Origin of the sequence: Dryocola mayonis, assembly GCF_051307045.1 — a bacterium.
GTDB lineage: Bacteria > Pseudomonadota > Gammaproteobacteria > Enterobacterales > Enterobacteriaceae > Dryocola.
This window is the reverse complement of sequence record NZ_CP150452.1, coordinates 330,267-352,399: the sequence shown is the minus strand read 5'-3', so window position 1 is coordinate 352,399 and position 22,133 is coordinate 330,267. Positions and strand designations below refer to the sequence as shown.

The 22,133-nt window shown below is 56.5% G+C and carries 16 protein-coding genes and 5 pseudogenes; 6 read left to right on the top strand and 15 right to left on the bottom strand.

The window, feature by feature from the left end:
• Window positions 1-6 precede the first annotated feature (6 nt).
• The 12 genes and pseudogenes from trpS to WLO32_RS01505 all read right to left on the bottom strand — a co-directional run bounded on the left by trpS (window position 7) and on the right by WLO32_RS01505 (window position 10,131).
• Window positions 7-1,012, bottom strand: a pseudogene (gene trpS, locus WLO32_RS01560) (tryptophan--tRNA ligase).
• Window positions 1,005-1,718: a phosphoglycolate phosphatase gene (locus WLO32_RS01555; RefSeq protein WP_435946963.1), complete on the bottom strand. Its 714-nt coding sequence runs from the start codon at window positions 1,716-1,718 to the stop codon at window positions 1,005-1,007. The pseudogene trpS and the gene WLO32_RS01555 overlap by 8 nt, the downstream one beginning before the upstream one ends.
• Window positions 1,711-2,388 (bottom strand): ribulose-phosphate 3-epimerase, encoded by a 678-nt coding sequence (gene rpe / locus WLO32_RS01550; RefSeq protein WP_121267463.1) that lies wholly within the window; start codon window positions 2,386-2,388, stop codon window positions 1,711-1,713. The genes WLO32_RS01555 and rpe overlap by 8 nt, the downstream gene beginning before the upstream one ends.
• Window positions 2,389-2,432: 44 nt before the next feature.
• Window positions 2,433-3,249 (bottom strand): annotated as a pseudogene (gene dam, locus WLO32_RS01545) (adenine-specific DNA-methyltransferase).
• 63 nt (window positions 3,250-3,312) lie between these two features.
• Window positions 3,313-4,626, bottom strand: coding sequence for a cell division protein DamX (gene damX / locus WLO32_RS01540; protein WP_435946962.1), 1,314 nt, complete (start codon window positions 4,624-4,626; stop codon window positions 3,313-3,315).
• A gap of 98 nt (window positions 4,627-4,724) precedes the next feature.
• Window positions 4,725-5,813 carry a 3-dehydroquinate synthase gene (gene aroB / locus WLO32_RS01535; RefSeq protein ID WP_435946961.1) on the bottom strand — a complete coding sequence of 363 codons (1,089 nt, stop codon included), beginning with the start codon at window positions 5,811-5,813 and terminating at the stop codon, window positions 4,725-4,727.
• Between the two features lie 57 nt (window positions 5,814-5,870).
• Window positions 5,871-6,392: a shikimate kinase AroK gene (gene aroK / locus WLO32_RS01530; protein WP_121267467.1), complete on the bottom strand. Its 522-nt coding sequence runs from the start codon at window positions 6,390-6,392 to the stop codon at window positions 5,871-5,873.
• A gap of 320 nt (window positions 6,393-6,712) precedes the next feature.
• On the bottom strand, window positions 6,713-7,957 hold the full coding sequence (gene pilQ, locus WLO32_RS01525; RefSeq protein ID WP_435946960.1) for a type IV pilus secretin PilQ: 1,245 nt from the start codon (window positions 7,955-7,957) through the stop codon (window positions 6,713-6,715).
• Window positions 7,896-8,228, bottom strand: coding sequence for a HofP DNA utilization family protein (locus tag WLO32_RS01520; RefSeq protein WP_435948227.1), 333 nt, complete (start codon window positions 8,226-8,228; stop codon window positions 7,896-7,898). The genes pilQ and WLO32_RS01520 overlap by 62 nt, the downstream gene beginning before the upstream one ends.
• Before the next feature lie 43 nt (window positions 8,229-8,271).
• Complete coding sequence (locus WLO32_RS01515) at window positions 8,272-8,745, bottom strand: hypothetical protein (protein WP_435946959.1); 474 nt, start codon at window positions 8,743-8,745, stop codon at window positions 8,272-8,274.
• Complete coding sequence (locus WLO32_RS01510; protein ID WP_435946958.1) at window positions 8,735-9,271, bottom strand: PilN domain-containing protein; 537 nt, start codon at window positions 9,269-9,271, stop codon at window positions 8,735-8,737. Before WLO32_RS01510 ends, WLO32_RS01515 begins: the two co-directional genes overlap by 11 nt.
• Window positions 9,268-10,131, bottom strand: coding sequence for a pilus assembly protein (locus tag WLO32_RS01505; protein ID WP_435946957.1), 864 nt, complete (start codon window positions 10,129-10,131; stop codon window positions 9,268-9,270). Before WLO32_RS01505 ends, WLO32_RS01510 begins: the two co-directional genes overlap by 4 nt.
• Before the next feature lie 80 nt (window positions 10,132-10,211).
• Between WLO32_RS01505 and mrcA the strand changes: the two are divergent.
• Window positions 10,212-12,765, top strand: a pseudogene (gene mrcA, locus WLO32_RS01500) (peptidoglycan glycosyltransferase/peptidoglycan DD-transpeptidase MrcA).
• A gap of 42 nt (window positions 12,766-12,807) precedes the next feature.
• Here the strand turns inward: mrcA and nudE are convergent.
• A complete protein-coding gene (nudE, locus tag WLO32_RS01495; protein ID WP_121267474.1) occupies window positions 12,808-13,368 on the bottom strand; it encodes an ADP compounds hydrolase NudE in 561 nt (186 codons plus the stop codon).
• Between the two features lie 334 nt (window positions 13,369-13,702).
• Between nudE and WLO32_RS01490 the strand changes: the two genes are divergently transcribed.
• From WLO32_RS01490 to pckA, 5 genes and pseudogenes are all read left to right on the top strand, one after another.
• A complete protein-coding gene (locus WLO32_RS01490; protein WP_435946956.1) occupies window positions 13,703-15,844 on the top strand; it encodes an intracellular growth attenuator family protein in 2,142 nt (713 codons plus the stop codon).
• Between the two features lie 57 nt (window positions 15,845-15,901).
• Window positions 15,902-16,579, top strand: a complete 678-nt coding sequence (gene yrfG, locus WLO32_RS01485; RefSeq protein WP_435946955.1) for a GMP/IMP nucleotidase — start codon at window positions 15,902-15,904, stop codon at window positions 16,577-16,579.
• 2 nt (window positions 16,580-16,581) lie between these two features.
• The gene (gene hslR, locus WLO32_RS01480; protein WP_435946954.1) at window positions 16,582-16,983 is read left to right on the top strand and encodes a ribosome-associated heat shock protein Hsp15; all 402 of its coding nucleotides are present in this window, start codon (window positions 16,582-16,584) and stop codon (window positions 16,981-16,983) included.
• A gap of 24 nt (window positions 16,984-17,007) precedes the next feature.
• Window positions 17,008-17,886, top strand: coding sequence for an Hsp33 family molecular chaperone HslO (hslO, locus tag WLO32_RS01475; protein WP_435946953.1), 879 nt, complete (start codon window positions 17,008-17,010; stop codon window positions 17,884-17,886).
• Between the two features lie 299 nt (window positions 17,887-18,185).
• Window positions 18,186-19,806: pseudogene (gene pckA, locus WLO32_RS01470) on the top strand (phosphoenolpyruvate carboxykinase (ATP)).
• 112 nt (window positions 19,807-19,918) lie between these two features.
• Here the strand turns inward: pckA and envZ are convergent.
• A pseudogene (envZ, locus tag WLO32_RS01465) lies at window positions 19,919-21,272 on the bottom strand (two-component system sensor histidine kinase EnvZ).
• Window positions 21,269-21,988, bottom strand: a complete 720-nt coding sequence (gene ompR, locus WLO32_RS01460) for an osmolarity response regulator transcription factor OmpR (protein WP_001157751.1) — start codon at window positions 21,986-21,988, stop codon at window positions 21,269-21,271. Before ompR ends, envZ begins: the two are co-directional and overlap by 4 nt.
• Window positions 21,989-22,133: the final 145 nt, after the last annotated feature.

Below are 22,133 nucleotides of genomic sequence, written 5' to 3'. Positions count from 1 at the left end.
TGCGCCTTACGGCTGGGCAACAAAGCCAATCACTTCGTACACTTTCTTCAGCGTGGCGCTGGCGTGAGCACGGGCTTTTTCCGCGCCCTCTTTCATCACCTGGTGCAGGAAGGCTTCGTCATTGCGATAGCGATTGTAGCGCTCCTGAAGGTCGATCAGCATGCCTGAGACGGCTTCCGCTACGTCACCTTTCAGGTGGCCATACATTTTGCCTTCAAAGTGCTGCTCAAGCTCAGGGATAGTCTTGCCGGTGACCCCAGACATAATATCCAGCAGGTTGGAAACGCCGGCCTTGTTGACGACGTCGTAACGTACCACTGGCGGCTCGTCGGAGTCGGTCACCGCGCGTTTAAGCTTCTTCACCACCGACTTTGGATCTTCGAGCAGGGCCGATAACGTTGTTGCGGTTATCGTCAGATTTGGACATTTTCCTGGTCGGCTCCAGCAGGGACATCACGCGCGCGCCGGACTTAGGAATAAAGGGTTCAGGCACCTTGAACACTTCGCCATACAGGGCATTAAAGCGCGCGGCGATATCGCGGCTCAGCTCCAGATGCTGTTTCTGATCTTCGCCCACCGGCACCAGGTTGGTCTGGTAGAGCAGGATATCGGCGGCCATCAGCACCGGATAGTCAAACAGGCCGGCGTTGATATTTTCGGCGTAGCGCGAAGACTTATCCTTGAACTGCGTCATGCGGCTCAGCTCGCCGAAATAGGTGTAGCAGTTCAGCACCCAGCTTAGCTGCGCATGCTCAGGCACGTGGGACTGAACGAAAATGGTGCTTTTCGCCGGATCGATACCGCAGGCCAGGTACAGCGCCAGGGTGTCGAGCGTGGCTTTACGCAGCGCGTTCGCATCCTGGCGCACGGTAATGGCGTGCTGGTCAACGATGCAGTAAATGCAGTGGTAATCGTTCTGCATGTGAACCCACTGACGCAACGCACCCATGTAGTTACCAATGGTTAATTCACCTGAAGGCTGCGCGCCGCTAAAAACAATGGGTTTACTCATGTTCTGATTCCTGATTTTCTTTGCAAGGGAGCCCGAGAGCGGGCAATAAGTCACTGAACTTATCAAACACGACGTTCGGTTTGCTCAGCTCAATAGCTTCACCATAGTTATAACCGTAGGTCATGCCGACGCAGGGACAGCCCGCAGCCTGCGCGGCAAGAATATCGTTGCGGGAATCCCCCACAAACAATAGCGCTTCCGCGCTCAGGTTAAGCTTCTCCATGACCTTAAACAGCGGCTCCGGATGCGGCTTCTTGTTCTCCACATCGTCGCCGCCGATAACCACCTGGAAGTATTGCGCGATGCCCAGCTTTTCAAGCAGCGGCATAACAAACGGCGTCGGCTTATTGGTCACCAGCCCCATCGGCAGGCCGTTGTCGGCCAGCGCGGCCAGCGTGTCGGCGACGTGCGGAAACAGGAAGCTGCCTTCGTCGACCGTTTGCGCATAGAAGCTATCAAACAGCTTGCGCGCCATAAGGCACTGATCGAACTGCGGCTCCTGGCCTTTTAACGCCCAGGTCAGCGCGCGCTGCACCAGCACGTCGGCGCCGTTTCCAATCCACTTCTCGACGTTTTCTTCGCCGGCCGTTGGCAACTCAAGCGCGTAGAGCGCCTGATCCATCGCCTGGCTTAAGCCCAGCGCCGTATCCACCAGCGTGCCGTCCAGATCGAAGGCGACACCGCGAATTTTTTCAAACTTATTCATGACTTACCTTTGCCAGTTCATCGCGCATGCGATCGATGACCGTTTTATAATCGGGCTGACTGAAGATAGCCGAGCCGGCGACAAACATATCCGCGCCCGCCGCGGCAATCTCCGCAATATTATCAACTTTCACGCCGCCGTCGACTTCAAGGCGAATATCGTAACCGGAAGCGTCGATGCGCTCGCGCACCTGGCGGAGTTTTTCCAGCGTGTGCGGAATAAACGACTGTCCGCCAAAGCCCGGGTTTACGGACATCAGCAAAATAACGTCCAGCTTATCCATCACGTGATCCAGCCAGCTGAGCGACGTCGCCGGGTTAAACACCAGGCCCGCTTTGCAGCCGTGCTCTTTAATCAGCTGCAAAGAGCGGTCAACGTGTTCGGAAGCTTCAGGATGGAAGGTAATGATGCTGGCGCCGGCTTCGGCGAAATCCGGGATGATGCGATCGACGGGCTTCACCATCAGGTGTACGTCAATCGGCGCGGTGATGCCATAATCGCGCAGTGATTTCAGCACCATAGGCCCGATGGTCAGATTTGGAACGTAGTGGTTATCCATAACATCGAAATGGACGACGTCGCTGCCTGCAGCCAGCACTTTGGCCGTGTCTTCACCCAGGCGGGCAAAATCGGCAGACAGGATTGAGGGGGCAATCAAATACTGTTTCATCCGCTTCTCCAATATATTGTCATTTTTGAGGCGAACGAAACGGCTCAGGCTACGCCGTAAAGCGCCAGCAGTTCGTCCACCTTGTTACGCGTTCCGCCATTTCTGCTGATGCTGCGTCTGACCTGCAGCTTATGCAGCTTCGCCTGCTGATACCAAATCCGGGTCAGCTCGGTGTCATGATTGGAAATCAGCACCGGAATGCGGTTTTCCTGCAGGTTTTCCGCAAGGGCAGCCAGATGTTGCTGCTGCACTATGCTAAAGCTGTCCGTATGATAAGCCGTAAAATTCGCCGTGGCGGATAGCGGCGCGTACGGCGGATCGCAGTACACCACCGAGCCCGCGGCGGCGGCCCGTCATGCTGACATCATACGACTGGCAGACGAAAGTAGCCTGCTGCGCCCGTTCGGCAAAGTGGTACAGCTCCTCTTCCGGAAAGTAGGGTTTACTGTAGCGGCCAAACGGCACGTTGAATTCGCCGCGCAGGTTATAACGGCACAGTCCGTTATAACAATGGCGGTTAAGGTACAAAAACAGCACCGCACGGCGAAACGCATCTTTGCACTGGTTAAACTCGGCGCGAAACAGATAGAAGGCTTCGCCATTGTTATGCTCGGGCGCAAACAGGCTGCGGGCTTCCTGAACATACTCGTCGGTACGCGCTTTGACAATGTTGTACAGGTTAATCAGATCGCTGTTGATATCCGCGAGGATATAGCGTGAATAGTCAGTGTTCAGAAAGACGGAGCCTGCACCAACAAATGGCTCAATCAGACAGTCACCTTCTGGCAGATACTTCTTTATGTCATCAAGCAGGGGGTATTTCCCCCCTGCCCATTTCAGAAAAGCGCGATTTTTTTTCATGCTGTCTAACTATTTACACCTTCTCCAGCTGTGGAAAGGTTCCGACAGCGACTGCGCTTGCCATCACTTCAGATCGGACTGAACCTGATGAATTGGTTTTGCCCACGGGTTCTTCGCCTGTACGTCAGCCGGCAGAGTTGAAACGGCGCGTTTCGCCTCGTCTTTGCTGGCGTAAACGCCGCTAATCAGCACGTACCACGGCTGACCGTTACGTACGGTCTGGTAGACCATGTAATGCTGCAGGTTTTCTTTCTTCGCCCATGCGTTCAGATTCGCAGAGTTGGAAGAAGAGCTGAGCTGCAGGGTGTAATGGCTGCCCGGCGCGCCTTTAATTGCGCTCGCATCCCCGGTAACCATCGCGCCGCCGCTTGCCGCTGGAGCCGCAGTACTGGCTGTCGCCGCTGGAGCCGCCGCTTTCGGTGCCGCAGCCGCAGCCGGCGCTTTAACAGGTTCTTTAACCGGAGCCGCTGCCGCAGGTTCGCTGCGTTTCGCGGTAGTAACAGGTTTTGGCTCCGCAACGGTAGCTTTCGCCGTTGCCTGAGGTTTAGCCTGCGCTGGCTGAGTTTTATGCGGCTCAATCACCGCTTGTTTACGTTCCGGACGCGCGGCTGGCTGCGGCTGGCGTGCCTGCTCGTTTTTCGCGGTATTCTGAGCAGGCATGGCTGCCGCACCGCTGCCTGCCATACGTGCAACCGTAGCCGGCTGGGTTGGCAGAGTAGAACCGCTTGCCGCGTTGTCGATCTGATCCTGCTGCTGTGTCAGCGCATTATTCAGATCGCCTGGAACTTCCACACGCTGCTGGCCTTCTGGTGTCGGCTGCACCTGCGCATCCGTTGGGGTAGAAGAAATAGGCGGTAAATTTACTTCCTGCTGCTGTTGGCCCGCGTTAGCGGTTTGGTTAGCAACGTTTGACTCGCCCGGCTGCGGCTGCGCGCCGTTAGCCTGGTTCGCGGTGTCATTGGTGGCGGACAGATCGATATTCTTTTCGGCGTTTGGATTTTTGTTGGCCGTATCATTATCGGAAGAAGGCGATTTGAGCGCGGATCCGATACCGATAATGAGCAGCAGCAGAACCAGAATACCGATGCCCATCATCAGATGCTGACGAGAGACGGGAACCTTCTGTTTCGGGGCTTTTTTGCGTCCGCGCGCGGGACGGCGTTCGGCGGCTTCAACCTTCATGCCGTCATCGCCTTCGTACTCCTCTTCGTCGCGAGGACGACGGGAACGCGAGGAACGAGGTTCATCGGCATCAAGATCGACGTCATCGACGTTGATCTGCGGTTCGTTATCGAACTCGTCAGGCTTGCGTGAACGATCCCGACGACGATCGCTGGGATCGGGTTTCAGTTCGTCTTCCGGTTTGAATTCATCCATTTAACACCCCACTCAAAGGCTTATGCCAGCAGTACGTACTTTGCACATCGCCCGAAGTTAAAAATCGCCCGACTGCGGCGACCAATCATTTCTAATAGTTAAGCCTGCTGACAATCAGCAATGGCGGACAGAACGACATTGTGTGGCACTCCGCCACGAACTTCACTCTTCCCGATAGCCAACGGCAGCACAAGGCGTAGCTCGCCGGCCAGTACTTTTTTATCTCGCATCATGTGGGGCATATATGCGTCTGCTGACATTTCCCGCGGCCCGGTAACGGGCAGCCCGGCACGCTGCAGCAGGGTAATGACGCGCTGAACGTCGGCTTCGCTGAATTGTCCCAGGCGAAACGCAGTGCGCGCGGCCATAACCATTCCGGCTGAGACCGCTTCGCCGTGCAACCAGTTGCCATAGCCCATTTCGGCTTCAATGGCGTGGCCAAAGGTATGGCCCAGATTGAGTAAAGCACGTAAGCCGCTTTCGCGCTCGTCGGCGGCCACAACTTCTGCTTTCAGTTCGCAACAGCGGCGAATGCAGTAAGCCATCGCTTTGCCGTCCAGCGCTAATAAAGCGTCGAGATTATCCTCAAGCCAGCTAAAGAACGCCGCATCGAGAATAATGCCGTATTTGATCACCTCAGCCAGGCCCGACGCCAGCTCCCGTTTCGGCAACGTACTCAGACAGTCGAGATCCACCACCACCGAAGCGGGCTGGTAGAACGCGCCAATCATATTTTTACCAAGGGGATGGTTAACGGCCGTTTTACCGCCAACGGAGGAGTCCACCTGCGAAAGCAAGGTGGTAGGAACCTGAATAAAGCGTACGCCGCGCTGATAGCTCGCCGCGGCAAAACCGGTCAAGTCGCCTACCACGCCGCCGCCAAGGGCGATTAGCGTCGTGTCGCGACCGTGCGGCTTTTCCAGCAGCGCCGTAAAGACGGTATCGAGTACGGCAAGGCTTTTGAATTTTTCGCCATCCGGCAGGATGACGGTATCGACTTTAACGCCCGCTTGCTCAAGCAGACCACGCACCTTATCCAGGTAAAGTGGCGCAAGGGTTTCGTTGGTCACCAGCATCGTCTGATCGCCAGCTTTCAGCGGCCAAAAGGACGCCGAGTCATTAAATAACCCGGCAGCGATGGTGATAGGGTAACTACGTTCCCCGAGAGTAACAGCTAACCTCTCCATAACGCGAAGTCCACCTTAAGAAGCTTTGCCCGCAGGCGTTTCTCGATTAAGCCAGAATCAATTGCTTTCCAACATATGAATAATCTGGTTAGCAACCACTTTGGCACTTTGGTCGTCAGTGCGAATCGTCACGTCAGCAATCTCTTCGTAAAGAGGATTGCGTTCTTGCGCCAGGGCCTCAAGCACTTCACGAGGCGGTGTCTCAACCTGCAGCAGCGGACGCTTTTTATCGCGCTGGGTGCGGGCAAGCTGCTTTTCAATTGTGGTTTCAAGATAAACCACAACGCCACGGGCCGAGAGACGGTTACGGGTTTCGCGAGACTTCACAGAGCCGCCACCAGTCGCCAGCACAATGCCCTGTTTTTCAGTGAGTTCGTTAATGATTTTTTCTTCGCGATCGCGGAAGCCTTCTTCGCCTTCAACGTCGAATACCCAGCCCACATCAGCTCCGGTACGTTTCTCAATCTCTTGATCAGAATCGAAAAATTCCATATTGAGTTGCTGAGCTAACTGACGCCCAATAGTGCTTTTGCCGGCACCCATAGGCCCAACCAGAAAGATATTGCGTTTCTCTGCCATTTTTTCGGTACTACTAAGACAATTCGTTGATGATAAACCCACCCGGTAACAACCTGCTGCGGCGGGACATGAACTGAAACCTCATAAGCGTGAGTTCGAGAATCAGACTAAAAATTATCTCAACACTCAAGGTAGTTTGGCAACCGATTAAATTACTCAACGCCCCAGCTAAGAGATGAAAAGCATAAACCAGGTTTATCGGCCGCAGGAAATTATTACCCTGCTTCTCGAAACGGTACACCTTGTAAGCTAATTCCTCTCTGCCGTCAAACACCTGAGCTACGATTACGAGAAAAATCCGTCGGCGGCTTTAGAAAAAGCTACGGAATCGGGATAAGTCGGGGCGTAATAAAAACTACCAGCTCGCGACGCTGGCTGTCTTTCGCATCGTGGCGGAACAGGCCGCCAAGCAGCGGAAGGCTGCCCAGCACGGGAACCTTGTCACGGCTGTCTTTATTATGCTGCTGAAAAATCCCCCCCAGCGCGAGCGTTTCCCCGTTTTTCACCGACACGACGGTTTCGATTTCCTGCTTATCTATGGCCAGCGCCTCTCCATTGGCCTGCTCGATGCTCCGCCCCGGCATATTCTGGCTGATGCGTAATTTCAGGCGGATGTTGCCCCGCGGCTGAATGGTGGGCGTAACTTCCATCCCCAGTACCGCCTCTTTAAACTCTACGGATGTCGATCCTTTCTCCCCGTTGGCGACCTGATAAGGAATTTCCGTACCCTGCTTGATGCTGGCCGGCTGGCGATGGGCGGCCATTAAGCGCGGGCTGGCGATAATCTCCAGCTGCTGCTGTTGCTCAAGGGCGGATAATTCCATTTCAAGCAGCCGCCCATCAATACGCGCAATATTAAAACCGATATGCGTTGTGGCGCTGTTTACGGAAACATCCGCGCCCATACCGGTAAAATCAGGCGCGGCGCTTCCCCTGCTGCCCTGGGCGAGATTCCACTTCACGCCCAGCTCATGCAGCTTATTCTGGTTAACGGTGACGATATGCGCCGCAATTTCCACCTGCCCCATAGGGAGGTCCATCTCCTCCACCCAGCCCGCTATCTGCTTCAGAGCAGCTTTGTTATCCCGCACGATAAGGCGGTTGGTGCGTTTATCCACGGTCATGCTGCCGCGCGGGCTTAATAGCTTTTCGCCCACCGCCTTGAGCGCCGCGGCTAGCTCGCCGGCGTCGGCATGGGCCGGAGAAAATACCTGGTTAAGCAGCGGCAGCTTCAACGCCTGCTGTTGACGTAGTTGTTCCTGTACGGCCTGCTGTTGCTGCATGTGGGCTTTTGGTACGATTTGCAGGACGTTTCCTTCGCGAAGCTGCGTCAGCTCAGCCGTTTTCAGCACCAGCTGAAAAGCCTGTTTCACAGGAATGCCCTGCAGATGGAGCGACACCACGCCCTCCACGCCGGGCGCTATCAGCAGATTAAGGCGCTGGTTTTCTGCCAGCGCCTGTAAAACCTGGGCCACGGGCGCATTATCCAGCGTCAGGGAAACTTTATCCGCGAGGCCTGCTGACGGCCAGGCTATCAGCAGAACGAACGCGCGCATCCATGCCATATGTTTTTCCTTCTGTTTTCCATGAGTAAAAGGGTCGTCCGCATTCCGCGGGCAAGGTGACGGTTAAAAGCCGTTGGTCGATCTCAAGGATCTGCGTTCCGCGCTCTGTCTGCATCCCGCGAGCAAGGCGGCGCCATTTTTTCTGCGGATCGCGCATTATGACGATCGCGCCTTTTTCAGAGCTAATCACCCCATGAAGCGTCCACTGCGCCAGCTTTTTAACAAGCGCATCGCAAGGCGCGAGCAGCGGTTGAAAGGGGTTTCGCGGCATGGACGAAGCCGGCTGCGCCGCTATCAGCAGGACAAGAAGAAGGTTACGGTTCATCGCTGATGTCCAGCGTGATGGCCAGTCGAAGGCGCTCGCCTTTTGGTTCGACGGCAAACCCCTGCAGCGCGATATCGCCATAGCCTGATAAGCGAGCAAATAAGGAAGGAAGTTTTTCCCAGGCCAGCAGCATTTCCAGCGTGGCGGTTTGGCCCTCAGGCTGCCATTTTTCGAGTTTTCCTCCGCCCTGATGGGCAAACTCCACCGCTGAAAAACTTTCAGGCGGCGGGGCTTCTCCAGGTTGTTCCGCGACGCGGGTGGATGAAACCAAAGCAACAACGCCGTGGCGCAGCCGGGCAAGCGTTGTGCTTTCCTGCTGATTATGAAGTAAAGATTCCCGCAGCCTCGCCTGCTGCGGCCGGATAACAAAGCACAGGAGAAGGATAACTACGGCAGCGTTAACCGCGGCGAGGCTCGCATACTTCACCCGGCGGGGGGCGGCCAGCCAGCGTTCAGTCAGCACTATCCACCTCCGCAAAGGCAAAGGTGAAGGAGAACGCCAGCGGGCTATCAGGGTTACGCTGGATCTCCTTCGCCGAGACGTTAATAACTTCAGGAAGCTGCCGTAAATTCTGTTCCAGAAGGCGTAAGTCCTCCGGTTTTTCCGCGTTGCCGTGAAGGGCTATTCGCCCTTTTGCCATAGCAAGAGAGGTAAGCCAGATGCCGGCGGGCAACGAGCCGGCCAGCCGGATTAGCCGTGGCTCCCATTCACTTATCGATAATCGCTGCGCTTTACGCGCCTCCTGTAATTTTTGTCGCTTAGCCAGCTTTTGCGCCGCCTGATATTTTTGCTGCAGCGAAGCACGCAGCTGCGACAGATATTCGGCCTGAATGCGCTGCTGCTCTGCTTGCCACGCAACCAAAGCGCGACTGACAGCAGCGACCAATAACGCCGACAGCACGCACCCCGCGGCCAGTAAACCCCAGCGGCGCAGCTGACGTTGACGGGTGCGCTTTCGCCACGGCAGCAGGTTGATCAAAGCCGTCATCGGTTGACCCACCCGATAGCCAGCCCGATAGCCACGGTGAAGCTTCCGCCATGCGGCGGCAACGGAGGTTGCAGCCGCGCCAACGCGCGCCAGGCGTCTAATGGCCGCGCGCCCTGCGGCAAGGGTTCCGCCAACGCGCTGCTGAAGGCGACCTCCTGCGGCTCGACCGCCAGCTGCCGGCATAAATCAGAAAACGTCTGCGCCTGACGAACGTCCGTCCACCCCCAGTCCGGCTCTTCGCCGGGCCTGGCCCAAAGCCAGTGATCTTGCTCCTGGTGCACCAGCAAACGCGGCTTGTCCGGGCTGCACAGGCGGCCAAGAGCGGGAAGCACGCTCGCGCCCGGCGTAAGCGAGACAGGGAACAGGCGCTGCCTGGCAAGGTTTGTAAGAAGTTCCCGCACCTCGCTGTGCCGGGCGGCTATTACCCGTATTTGAGCCGCATCCTGCGGCATCGCCGTGTAATCCCAGCTCAGTTGAGCAGGCAACATCTGCAGCTGCTCTGCGGCGGAGGCGGCGAGATAGCTTTCACGGGCCGGTTCGCACAGGCGGTTATCGGGCGTCGGAACCGGACGCTGTAAGGTGCGCCGGGTCGGAAAGGCGACGCGAAGCTGATGGCGTAACGGCAGCTCCCTTCGCCATTGCGCCAGCGCTTTTATCAGGTTTTCCGGCGCCTGCACGACGCCTTCCCGAAAGGTGTTTTCGGGCAGCGGAATAAGCCACCATTGGCGTAGCTGCCATCCCTGCCGCTGCCGCTTTACGGCCACCGCGCGCAACGTTTGCTGTTGAATTTCCAAGCCTATTTGCCAGGTGCTGATAACCATAGTGACGATCTCCGTGTCGTTTGCTTTCGAATTTGGCATATCAAAGCTTCTGGCTTGCCTTTATACTACCGCGCGTTTGTTTATAAACTGCCCAGTGGGAACCTGATGGGAAATTTAAGGTGAAGTTCGTAAAGTATTTATTCATCCTTGCAGTCTGTTGCATTCTGCTGGGAGCCGGCTCGATTTACGGGTTGTATAAGTTTATAGAGCCGCAGCTGCCCGATGTCGCCACGCTAAAAGACGTGCGGCTACAGATTCCGATGCAGGTCTACAGCGCTGACGGGGAATTAATTGCCCAGTACGGCGAGAAACGCCGTATCCCGCTGACGTTGAATCAAATTCCGCCGGAAATGGTGAAAGCGTTCATCGCCACCGAAGACAGCCGCTTCTATGAGCATCACGGCGTCGATCCGGTGGGTATTTTCCGTGCCGCAAGCGTTGCGCTGTTCTCAGGCCATGCTTCCCAGGGCGCAAGCACCATTACCCAGCAGCTGGCGCGCAACTTCTTCCTGAGCCCTGAGCGCACCATGATGCGTAAGATCAAGGAGGCCTTCCTGGCGGTGCGTATTGAGCAGCTGCTGAGCAAAGATGAAATCCTTGAACTCTATCTGAACAAAATCTATCTCGGCTATCGCGCCTACGGCGTGGGGGCAGCGGCACAGGTCTATTTCGGCAAAACTGTCGATCGGCTTACGCTGAGCGAAATGGCGGTGATCGCCGGTTTGCCAAAAGCGCCATCGACGTTTAACCCGCTCTATTCGCTGGAAAGATCCACCTCGCGCCGCAACGTTGTCCTCGCGCGTATGCTGAGTGAAAATTACATCACCCAGGCGCAGTATGACGAAGCGCGCGGCGAGCCGATTGTCGCAAACTACCACGCTCCGGAAATCGCCTTCTCAGCGCCCTATCTTTCTGAGCTGGTGCGGCAGGATCTGGTAAGCCGCTACGGCGATAAAGCCTACGAAGACGGCTACAAGGTTTACACCACCATCACCCGCAGGATTCAGCAGGGCGCCCAGCAGGCGGTTCGTAACAACGTCATGGCTTACGATATGCGTCACGGCTACCGCGGCCCGTCAAACGTGCTGTGGAAGGTGGGCGAAAGCGCCTGGGACGAGAAGAAAATCATCGACTCCCTGAAAAATCTGCCCGTTTACGGCCCTCTGTTCCCGGCGGTGGTCACCGGCGCGAATGCGACAGAAGCAACGGCGCTGATGGCCGACGGCACCTCGGTATCGCTAGGCATGAGCGGCGTACGCTGGGCGCGTCCGTATCGCTCTGATACTTCGCAGGGCCCGACCCCGCGTAAAGTCACCGATGTGGTTCAGACAGGGCAGCAGATTTGGGTGCGCAAAGTTGATGACGCCTGGTGGTTAGGCCAGGTGCCGGACGTAAACTCGGCGCTGGTGTCCATCAATCCACGCGACGGCGCGGTGCTGGGCCCTGGTCGGCGGCTTCGACTTCAATCAAAGCAAATTTAACCGGGCCACCCAGGCGCTGCGCCAGGTGGGTTCGAATATCAAACCCTTCCTCTACACCGCCGCGATGGATAAAGGCTTAACCCTGGCCAGCATCCTGAACGACGTGCCTATCTCACGTTGGGATGCAGGCGCCGGCTCAGACTGGCGTCCTAAAAACTCACCGCCGGAGTACGCCGGGCCGATTCGCCTGCGTCAGGGCCTGGGCCAGTCGAAAAACGTGGTGATGGTGCGGGCGATGCGCGCGATGGGCGTGGACTACGCCGCAGAATATCTACAGCGCTTCGGCTTCCCGGCGCAGAACATCGTGCATACCGAATCTTTAGCGCTGGGCTCCGCGTCGTTCACCCCGATGCAGGTGGCGCGCGGCTACTCGGTTATGGCTAACGGCGGCTTCCTGGTCGACCCGTACTTCATCACAAAAATCGTCGATGACAACGACCGCACCATATTCGAAGCGAAGCCAAAAGTGGCCTGCCCCGAGTGCGATCTGCCGGTGATTTACGGCGAGACGCAAAAATCCAACGTGCTGGAAAACCAGGATGTGGAAGATGTAGCGGTTTCCCGGGAACAGCAGAATGCCAGCGTGCCTATGCCGAAGCTTGAACAGGCAAACAACGACCTCGTGGCGCAGACCACCGCGCCTGAGTATGCGCCTCACGTTATCAATACGCCGCTGTCGTTTTTGATTAAAAGCGCGCTCAATACCAATATCTACGGCGAACCGGGCTGGCAGGGTACGGGCTGGCGCGCCGGACGCGATTTGAAACGTCGCGATATCGGCGGCAAAACCGGTACGACGAACAGCTCTAAAGATGCGTGGTTCTCAGGCTACGGCCCGGGAGTTGTGACCTCCGTGTGGATAGGCTTTGACGATCATCGCCGCGATCTTGGCCGCACTTCTGCAAGCGGCGCGATTAAGGATCAGATATCTGGCTACGAAGGCGGCGCCAAGAGCGCCCAGCCGGCATGGGACGATTTCATGAAAGTCGCCCTTGACGGCGTACCTGAAGAGCCCATCACCCCGCCGCCGGGCATTGTGACGGTAAATATCGACCGCAGCACCGGGCAGCTGGCCAACGGCGGCAACAGCCGTGAAGAGTATTTTATTGAGGGCACGCAGCCAACACAGCAGGCGGTGCACGAGGTGGGTACGACGATTATTGATAACGGCGAAGAGCACGAGCTGTTCTGAAGTAAAAAAGCCCTTCTGTTGAAGGGCTTTTTTTATGGATATCTACAAACGTCCCTGCTCTTTTAACCACTCCCGGACCAGGAACAGCGCGCTGACGTTGCGCGCCTCGCTGAAGTCTTCCTCGTCGAGCAAACTCATTAACGACGCCAAGGGCCAGCGCACCTGCGGCAGCTCTTCCGGCTCATCCCCTTCCAGCGATTCAGGATAGAGGTCTTCAGCAATCACTATATTCATTTTGCTGGAGAAATAAGACGGCGCCATGGTGAGCTTTTTGAGGAAGGTCAGCTCGTTTGCACCAAAGCCCACCTCTTCTTTAAGCTCGCGGTTTGCCGCTTCAAATACGGTTTCACCCGGATCGATTAGCCCTTTGGAGAAGCCGAGTTCATAAGATTCTGTGCCGACGGCATATTCCCGGATCAGGATGATATGGTCGTCCACGATGGGCACGATCATCACCGCTTCGCGGGAGGAAGGACGCATACGTTCATACACGCGCCGCACGCCGTTGCTAAATTCCAGGTCCACCGTTTCGACATTAAACAGACGTGAACGGGCCACGGTTTCAACATGTAAAATGGTCGGTTTTTGTAAGGATTTGCTCATCGTGGCTGGATTTAACAGTGAAGACAGGAAGCTATTGTGCGGTATGCCGCACATCTCGCGCAATGCACATCGGTTATTATTTACATTTGTGTAACTTTATACCCCTAAGAACAGCACAGGCTTATATGTCAATAGTTAGCAATGAAATAGGAATTTGCTGATATTTACAGGGAAGTCGCTTTGCTAACATCAGTTTACCGCAGGTTGTGCCCTTACAAATATGTCTCAAGTTCCTGTTAATACCTGCCGATAACAACTCTTACACCCATAACTTTTTTGAAGGGGTGCAACTTGCTGCGCTTGAATAAGAAAACGATTATTTGATGGGGAAAGCATGAGCACCTTACTACTTCTTTTAGCTGCTATGCTGGCCTGCGTATTGATTGCCGGATGGTTGGTCTGGCGCAGCCTGAGGCTGCGCGCCCGTTTGCCGCACACGCAATCTTTTACCGGAGCAACCTCGCGCAAGTTAACCGCCGAAGAACGCACCGCCGTTGAAAACTACATTGAGACGCTGACCCGCACGCAGGATATCGTCGGGCCTTCCGGGGCAAGCACCGCGCCGGTTAAGCTCGTGCTTAACGCGCAAAGCAACACTGTCCTGTCCCTGACGCGCTCCATCACTCGCTATGGCCTGTCGACCGACGATGCCAATAAGTGGCGCTACTACCTTGATTCTGTTGAAGTTCATCTGCCGCCGTTCTGGGAGCAGTACATCACTAACGACAATAACGTTGAGCTGATACGTACTGAAACCGTACCGCTGGTTATCTCGCTTAACGGCCATACGCTAAACGAAGATAACGGTGAAAACCGGGGCTTCGCGCTGGAACGCACCACCGCCAGCCAGGCCTCCATCCGCGGTGAAGAGAGCGAACAGATAGAATTGCTCAATATCCGTCAGGAAACCCCTGAAGAGGCCGCGCTAAGCCGGCCGGACGGGCTGCGCGAAGCCATCCTGATTTGCGTCGCGTTTGTGATGCTATTCTTCTGCCTGGTGGGCCCTTCGGTCGTGCTGCCGTGGCTGCTGGGCGGCGCGGTGATGCTGCTGGCGGCAAGCCTGTGGGGGCTGTTCGCGCCTCCGGCAAAGAATACATTGCGCGAAATACACTGCCTGCGGGGCACGCCAAAGCGCTGGGGATTATTTGGCGAATCCAACCAGGAGCAGATTAACAATATCTCGCTGGGCATTATCGACCTGGTTTACCCTCCGCACTGGCAGCCCTACGTGGCGCAGGATCTGGGCCAGGAAACCGACATCGATATCTATCTGGACAGGCACGTTGTGCGCCAGGGTCGTTTTCTGTCGCTGCACGACGAGGTCAAAAACTTCCCCATTCAGCACTGGGTGCGCAACATGGTGATCGCCACCGGCGCGCTGGCGGTGCTGCTGATGCTGACTATCTGGGTTCCTCTCGAAATGCCGCTTAAGCTAAGCATTTCATGGCTGAAAGGCGCCCAGTCCGTCGAGGCCACAAGCGTTGCGGATCTGGATAAAACCCGGCTCCGCGTCGGCGATACGCTGCGCGTCAAGGGCACCGGCATGTGCAATATCCACCTGCCAGGCGCCTATCCAACCAAACAGAACTATCCGTTTACGCCCTTCGACTGCTCGCAGATTGTCTGGAATACCGCACGCCCGCTGCCGCTGCCGGAATCAGACATTATGGATAAAGCCACCGCGCTGATTCAGGCCGTAAGCGGCCAAATCCACCCGCAAACGGAAGCCGACTCGAAGGTTAACCCGCAGCTAAGAACCGCCATCCAGAAATCGGGCATGGTGCTGCTGGATAATTTTGCCGGCATCGTGCAGAAAACGCAGGCGCTCTGCACGGCGGATGACGAATGCGTACGGCTAAAAAACGCTTTGATTAACCTTGGCAATACCAAAGACTGGGATTCACTGATTAAGCGAGCCGACACGGGCAAGCTTGACGGCGTAAACGTACTGCTACGCCCGGTCAGCGCCGAATCGCTCGATAATCTGGTGACCACCTCCACGGCCCCGTTCTTTGTGCGTGAAACCGCCCGCGCGGCGCAGAAGCTCAACAGTCCGGCCCCCGGCGGGTTTATCATTATCAGCGAGGAAGGAAGCGATCTGGTCGATCAGCCGCTCCCTCCTGTTTCGCTGTATGACTACCCGGCGCAGGAGCAATGGGGCGAGTTCCAGCGCCTTACCGGCATGCTGCTGCAGACGCCGTTCAGCGCCGAAGGGATTATCACCGGCCTGAGCACCGATGCGAACGGCACGCAGCACGTCACCTTGCACCGCATTCCGGACAGCAGCAGCCTGTGGCGCTATATCGCCACGACGCTGCTGCTTTTCTGCCTGCTGGTAAGCCTTGCGGTCAACGGCCTGCTCGCCCTGCGCCGCTATCGCCGCAGCCGTAACCGCCTCGCGCAGATTCAGCAGTACTACGAAAACTGCATGAATCCGTCGCTAGCACCCCTCCCTGCGGTACGTTCGCTGTTCTAAACTTCGCGCGGCAGTGTGCTAACCTGTCGCGCAGTTTTCCTCAATCAGGTTTAACCCATGCATATTGATATTGCCTGGCAGGACGTCGATACCGTTTTGCTCGATATGGACGGTACGCTGCTGGATCTGGCGTTTGATACCCACTTCTGGCAGAAGCTGGTCCCGGAAACCGTAAGCCTTGAGCGAGGCATTCCCCTTGAGGAAGCCCACCTGCTGATCGCCCGTGAATATCATGCCGTGCAACATACGCTAAACTGGTACTGTTTGGATTACTGGAGCGAGCGGCTTGGGCTGGACATTTGCGCCATGACTACCGCTCAGGGGCCAAACGCCGTGCTGCGTGAAGATACCGCCCCCTTCCTGGATGCGCTAAAGGCCTGCGGTAAACGGCGAATCCTGCTGACGAATGCGCATCCCTATAATCTGGCGGTCAAGCTTGAACACACCGGTTTAGCGCAGCACCTTGATTTATTGCTTTCCACCCACACATTTGGTTATCCGAAAGAGGATCAGCGTTTATGGCAGGCCGTTGCGGCGCATACGGGGCTGGATAAAGCAAAAACCGTATTTATCGATGACAGCGAGCCGATTCTGGATGCAGCGGCGAAGTTTGGTATTCGTTATTGCCTGGGGGTGACCAATCCGGATTCCGGACTGGCGGACAAAACCTACGCGCGTCATCCCGCGTTGAATGACTACCGTCGCCTGATTCCCTCGCTTCGTTTTAAGGAGTAGCCATGAAAGAGAAATCGTCCGAAGGCATACGCCTCGACAAATGGCTGTGGGCAGCGCGCTTCTACAAAACCCGCGCCGTGGCGCGGGAAATGATTGAAGGCGGCAAGGTGCATTACAACGGGCAGCGCAGCAAGCCCAGCAAGACCGTTGAACTCAATGCCGTGCTGACGCTGCGCCAGGGCAATGACGAACGCACCGTCAAGGTGCTTGGCATCACCGACCAGCGTCGTCCGGCAACGGAAGCCGTGCAGCTTTATGAAGAGACGGCGGAGAGCCTCGAAAAGCGGGAAAAAATGGCGCAGGCACGCAAGACGAACTCGCTGACTATGCCGCACCCGGACCGTCGCCCGGACAAGAAAGAACGCCGGGATTTGATGAAATTTAAACACGGCGGCAACGACTAGCTGCCGCCTGACTGAGAGAAAACTATGGCTCAACACGACCAACTCCATCGCTACCTGTTTGAAAACTATGCCGTGCGCGGCGAACTGGTAACGGTATCCGAAACCTGGCAGCACATCATGGAAAACCATGACTATCCGCAGCCGGTGAAAAAAATCCTCGGCGAACTGCTGGTCGCGACTAGCCTGCTGACGGCCACCCTGAAGTTCGACGGCGACATCACCGTCCAGCTGCAGGGCGACGGCCCGATGACCCTCGCGGTAATTAACGGCAACAACAAACAGCAGATGCGCGGCGTGGCTCGCGTTCAGGGCGATGTCCCGGCCGACGCCGATTTAAAAACCCTGGTCGGCAACGGCTACCTGGTTATCACCATCACGCCGAGCGAAGGCGAGCGTTACCAGGGCGTTGTGGGCCTGGAAGGCGATACGCTGGCCGACTGCCTGGAAGATTACTTCCTGCGTTCTGAGCAGCTGCCGACGCGTCTGTTTATCCGTACCGGCGACGTTGAAGGCCAGGCGGCCGCAGGCGGCATGCTGCTGCAGGTTTTACCTGCGCAAAATGCCCAGGCAGACGACTTTACTCACCTGGCGACGCTGACGGAAACCATTACCGCCGAAGAGCTGCTTACGCTGCCGGCTAACGATGTGCTGTGGCGTCTGTATCACGAAGAAGAGGTCACGCTCTACGATCCCCAGGCCGTTGAGTTTAAATGCACCTGCTCGCGCGAGCGCTGCGCCGACGCGCTGAAAACCCTGCCGGACGAAGAAGTGGACAGCATCATCGCCGAAGAAGGCGAAATCGATATGAACTGCGACTACTGCGGCAGCCACTACATTTTCGACGCCATGGATATCGCCGCGATCCGCAACAACGCCTCCCCGGCAGACCCTCAGGTCCATTAATTTATCCCGCTAGCGGACGGCGCTCGCGCTTGTCCGCCCTTCTTTTTCAACGCGTTGCTTGCAATAGCGATCTCATTCACAAAGCATCCGTTTATCGCGCTGCTTTTTAACTTATCCGGCATATTTTACCCGAGCTTTTGTCAATTCCTGCCATACTCTCACCCCGTCGCGGCCGGCTGCACAGCGTTTTCCGCTGTCGAATCGGGCTGGATACTCAAATCTATGAGTTTGGTCGCGGTTAACAACCCATAAACAACCCTACAATCTCAGGCAGTACAAATTGGCTAAGGAGTAGTGACATGCGAGTTAAAGGTATAACCCCGCAGGATCTCAAGGCTTATGGTATTAACGATGTGAGTGAAGTGCTTTATAACCCCGATTACGACACTCTGTATCGCGAAGAGCTTGATCCCAGCCTGGAAGGTTTTGAACGTGGCGTAGAAACTAATCTTGGCGCCGTCGCCGTTGATACCGGCATCTTTACCGGCCGCTCACCGAAAGATAAATATATCGTTCGTGACGACACGACCCGCGACACCTTCTGGTGGGCGGATAACGGCAAAGGCAAGAACGATAATAAACCCCTTACGCAAGAGACCTGGCAAAGCCTTAAAGGTCTCGTCACCCGGCAGCTCTCCGGCAAACGCTTGTTTATCGTCGACGCCTTCTGCGGCGCCAATGCCGACACCCGTCTTTCGGTACGTTTTATTACCGAAGTGGCCTGGCAGGCTCATTTCGTTAAGAATATGTTTATCCGTCCGACCGAAGAAGAGCTGACGACCTTCGAACCTGACTTTGTGGTGATGAACGGCGCCAAATGCACCAACCCCGACTGGCGGGAGCAGGGCCTGAACTCGGAAAACTTCATCGCCTTTAACCTTACCGAAAGGATGCAGCTGATTGGCGGCACCTGGTACGGCGGCGAAATGAAGAAAGGGATGTTCTCCATCATGAACTATCTGCTGCCGTTGAAGGGCATTGCTTCGATGCACTGCTCGGCAAACGTTGGCGAAAAAGGCGATGTCGCGGTGTTCTTCGGCCTGTCCGGCACCGGTAAAACCACCCTGTCTACCGATCCAAAGCGTCGCCTGATTGGCGATGATGAACACGGCTGGGACGATGACGGCGTGTTTAACTTTGAAGGCGGCTGCTATGCGAAGACCATTCGCTTATCGGAAGAGGCCCGAACCGGATATCTTCCATGCCATACGCCGCGATGCGCTGCTGGAGAACGTCACCGTGCGCGAAGACGGCTCCATCGACTTTGACGACAGTTCCAAAACCGAAAACACCCGCGTCTCCTACCCGATTTACCATATCGACAACATCGTTAAGCCGATTTCTAAAGCGGGCCACGCGACTAAGGTCATCTTCCTGACGGCGGATGCGTTCGGCGTACTGCCGCCGGTTTCACGCCTGACGGCGAACCAGACCCAGTACCACTTCCTGTCCGGCTTTACCGCTAAACTGGCCGGCACAGAGCGTGGCGTCACCGAGCCGACGCCGACCTTCTCGGCCTGTTTTGGCGCGGCGTTCCTCTCGCTGCATCCAACGCAGTATGCGGAAGTACTGGTAAAACGCATGCAGGCTGCCGGCGCCCAGGCCTATCTGGTGAATACCGGCTGGAACGGCACGGGCAAACGTATTTCGATTAAAGACACCCGCGCGATTATCGATGCGATTCTGGATGGTTCTCTGGACGATGCGGAAACCTTCACCCTGCCGATGTTTGACCTGGCGATCCCAACGGAGCTTGCCGGCGTCGATCCCCATATTCTGGACCCGCGCGGCACCTATGCGTCTGTGGAGCAGTGGCAGGAGAAGGCCGAGCAGCTGGCTAAGCTGTTTGTATCTAACTTTGAGAAGTACACCGATACCCCGGCGGGTGCGGCTCTGGTCAGCGCCGGTCCTAAGCTTTAGGGCGTGTGGCGGATGGCGTTGACGCTTATCCGCCCTGCCGGCCCACGGGTCAGGTAGGCTGAGCCATAAAAAAAACGAACCTCTCGGGGTTCGTTTTTTAATTTCAGTCCGCTCAGGCATCTTTCGTCTGATGGACGACCTTGCTTATCGGCAGCGGCAGCCAGGCCCGAATTCGCAGCCCGCCCCGCTCGCTGACGCCGATGTCCAACATGCCGTTGTGGTTGTCGATAATGCGCTGCACTATCGCCAGCCCCAGTCCGGTGCCGCTGGTGCTGCGCGCGCTGTCGCCGCGCACAAAGGGCTGGAACAGATGCTTAAGCTGCTCAGGCTTGATGCCCGGGCCGTCATCTTCCACCTGGAACCAGGCGCGGTTAAGCTCGCCGCCGCTGCTGACCTTAATCCAGCCGTTGCCATAACGAGCCGCGTTAACCACCATATTGGCCGCGGCGCGTTTAATCGACAGCGGATGAATATTTACCGGCAGCTCGCCCGCCTGCAGATCGGTCTCTATTTCGCGCTCGTAACCGCTTTCCGCGGCGATCACCTCACCCAGCACGCCGTTAAGATCGGCGATTTCCAGCGGCATTTCCTGGCCGGTGCGCAGGTAGTCGATAAACTGTTCGATAATCGCGTTACATTCTTCGATATCTTTATTAATCGACTCGGCAAGGTAGCCGTCTTCCTGCCCCATCATCTCCGTCGCCAGACGAATGCGCGTCAGCGGCGTGCGCAGGTCGTGGCTTACGCCCGCCATCAGCAGCGTGCGATCGTCCGCCAGCTGCTTAACGCCTGCCGCCATATGGTTAAAGGCTCGCGTAACGGAACGCACCTCTGATGCGCCGTATTCGCGCAGCGGCGGCGGAATAATACCCTTGCCCACCTGCAAAGCAGCATGCTCCAGATCCACCAGCGGCCGGTTCTGTATGCGGATAAACAGCCATGCTCCCCCTATCGCCAGCAGCATAATCGCCAGCGTATAGCGGAACAGCGGAGAGAAATCGCCCTGATGGATCTCCGTCAGCGGCACGCGCACCCAGATATTCGGCGACAGCCAGGTTTTCAGCCACACAACGGGCGAGCTTTTGTTGACCTCAACGCGCACTTCCGTCGGGCCCACCCAGCTGCTGCGCCATCTGATGGCTTAAAAACTCATAGTGCTGCGCCCAGCGCAGGCCCGCGTCTTCCGCCGCCTCGTTGGAATAGAGGGAAATCCCCAGCTCGCGGTAGATCTCACGACGAAAGGCCGGCGGCACCACCAGCTGCGTGCCGTCCTCCAGCTGCAGCTTATCGGTCATCAGCATACGCACTTCGTAGGCGAGGACTTTATTAAACTGCTGCAGGCTCGGCAAAATCGCGAAGTTGAGCACCACGAGATAGGTCGTCACCAGGCTGACGAACAGCAGGGTGACGATCAGCAGCAGCGTACGGGCAAACGAGCTTCTGGGCGAGAAGCGGACTCGCCTCATGCCTTAGAGCCGTCCGGCACGAATACGTAGCCCAGGCCCCATACGGTCTGGATATAACGCGGGTGCGCCGGATCTTCTTCCACCATGCGTCGCAGGCGGGAAATTTGCACGTCAATCGAGCGTTCCATGGCGCTGTATTCGCGGCCGCGGGCCAGATTCATAAGTTTATCGCGGGAGAGGGGCTCGCGCGGATGGCTGACCAGCGCTTTAAGCACCGCGAACTCGCCGCTGGTCAGCGGCATAGGCTCATCTTCACGGAACATCTCGCGGGTGCCGAGGTTCAGCTTAAACTTGCCGAAGGCGATGACGGCCTCTTCCTGGGAAGGCGCGCCCGGCAGTTCGTTCGCCTGGCGGCGCAACACCGCGCGAATACGGGCCAGCAGCTCACGCGGGTTAAAGGGTTTTGGAATATAGTCGTCGGCGCCGATTTCCAGGCCGACGATACGGTCGACCTCTTCGCCTTTCGCGGTGACCATAATGATCGGCATCGGGTTGCTCTGACTGCGTAAACGACGGCAGATAGAGAGGCCGTCTTCGCCCGGCAGCATGAGATCCAGCACCATCAGGTGGAAGGATTCACGGGTTAACAGGCGATCCATCTGTTCTGCGTTGGCCACGCTGCGGACCTGGAAGCCTTGCTCTGTGAGATAACGCTCTAACAGCGCCCGCAGACGCATGTCGTCATCCACAACCAGAATTTTATAGTTCTCTTGCATTCTTATAACTCCCAAAGGCTCGAACAGTTGAGTGCGTATTCTTAAAAAACTGCGTCAATACGACCAGTCAAATCTGGTATATATTCTAGTCGAAATTGTTACAAAGCATATTAAACAGACGGTTATAGAGATTTTTTTGCCAAAA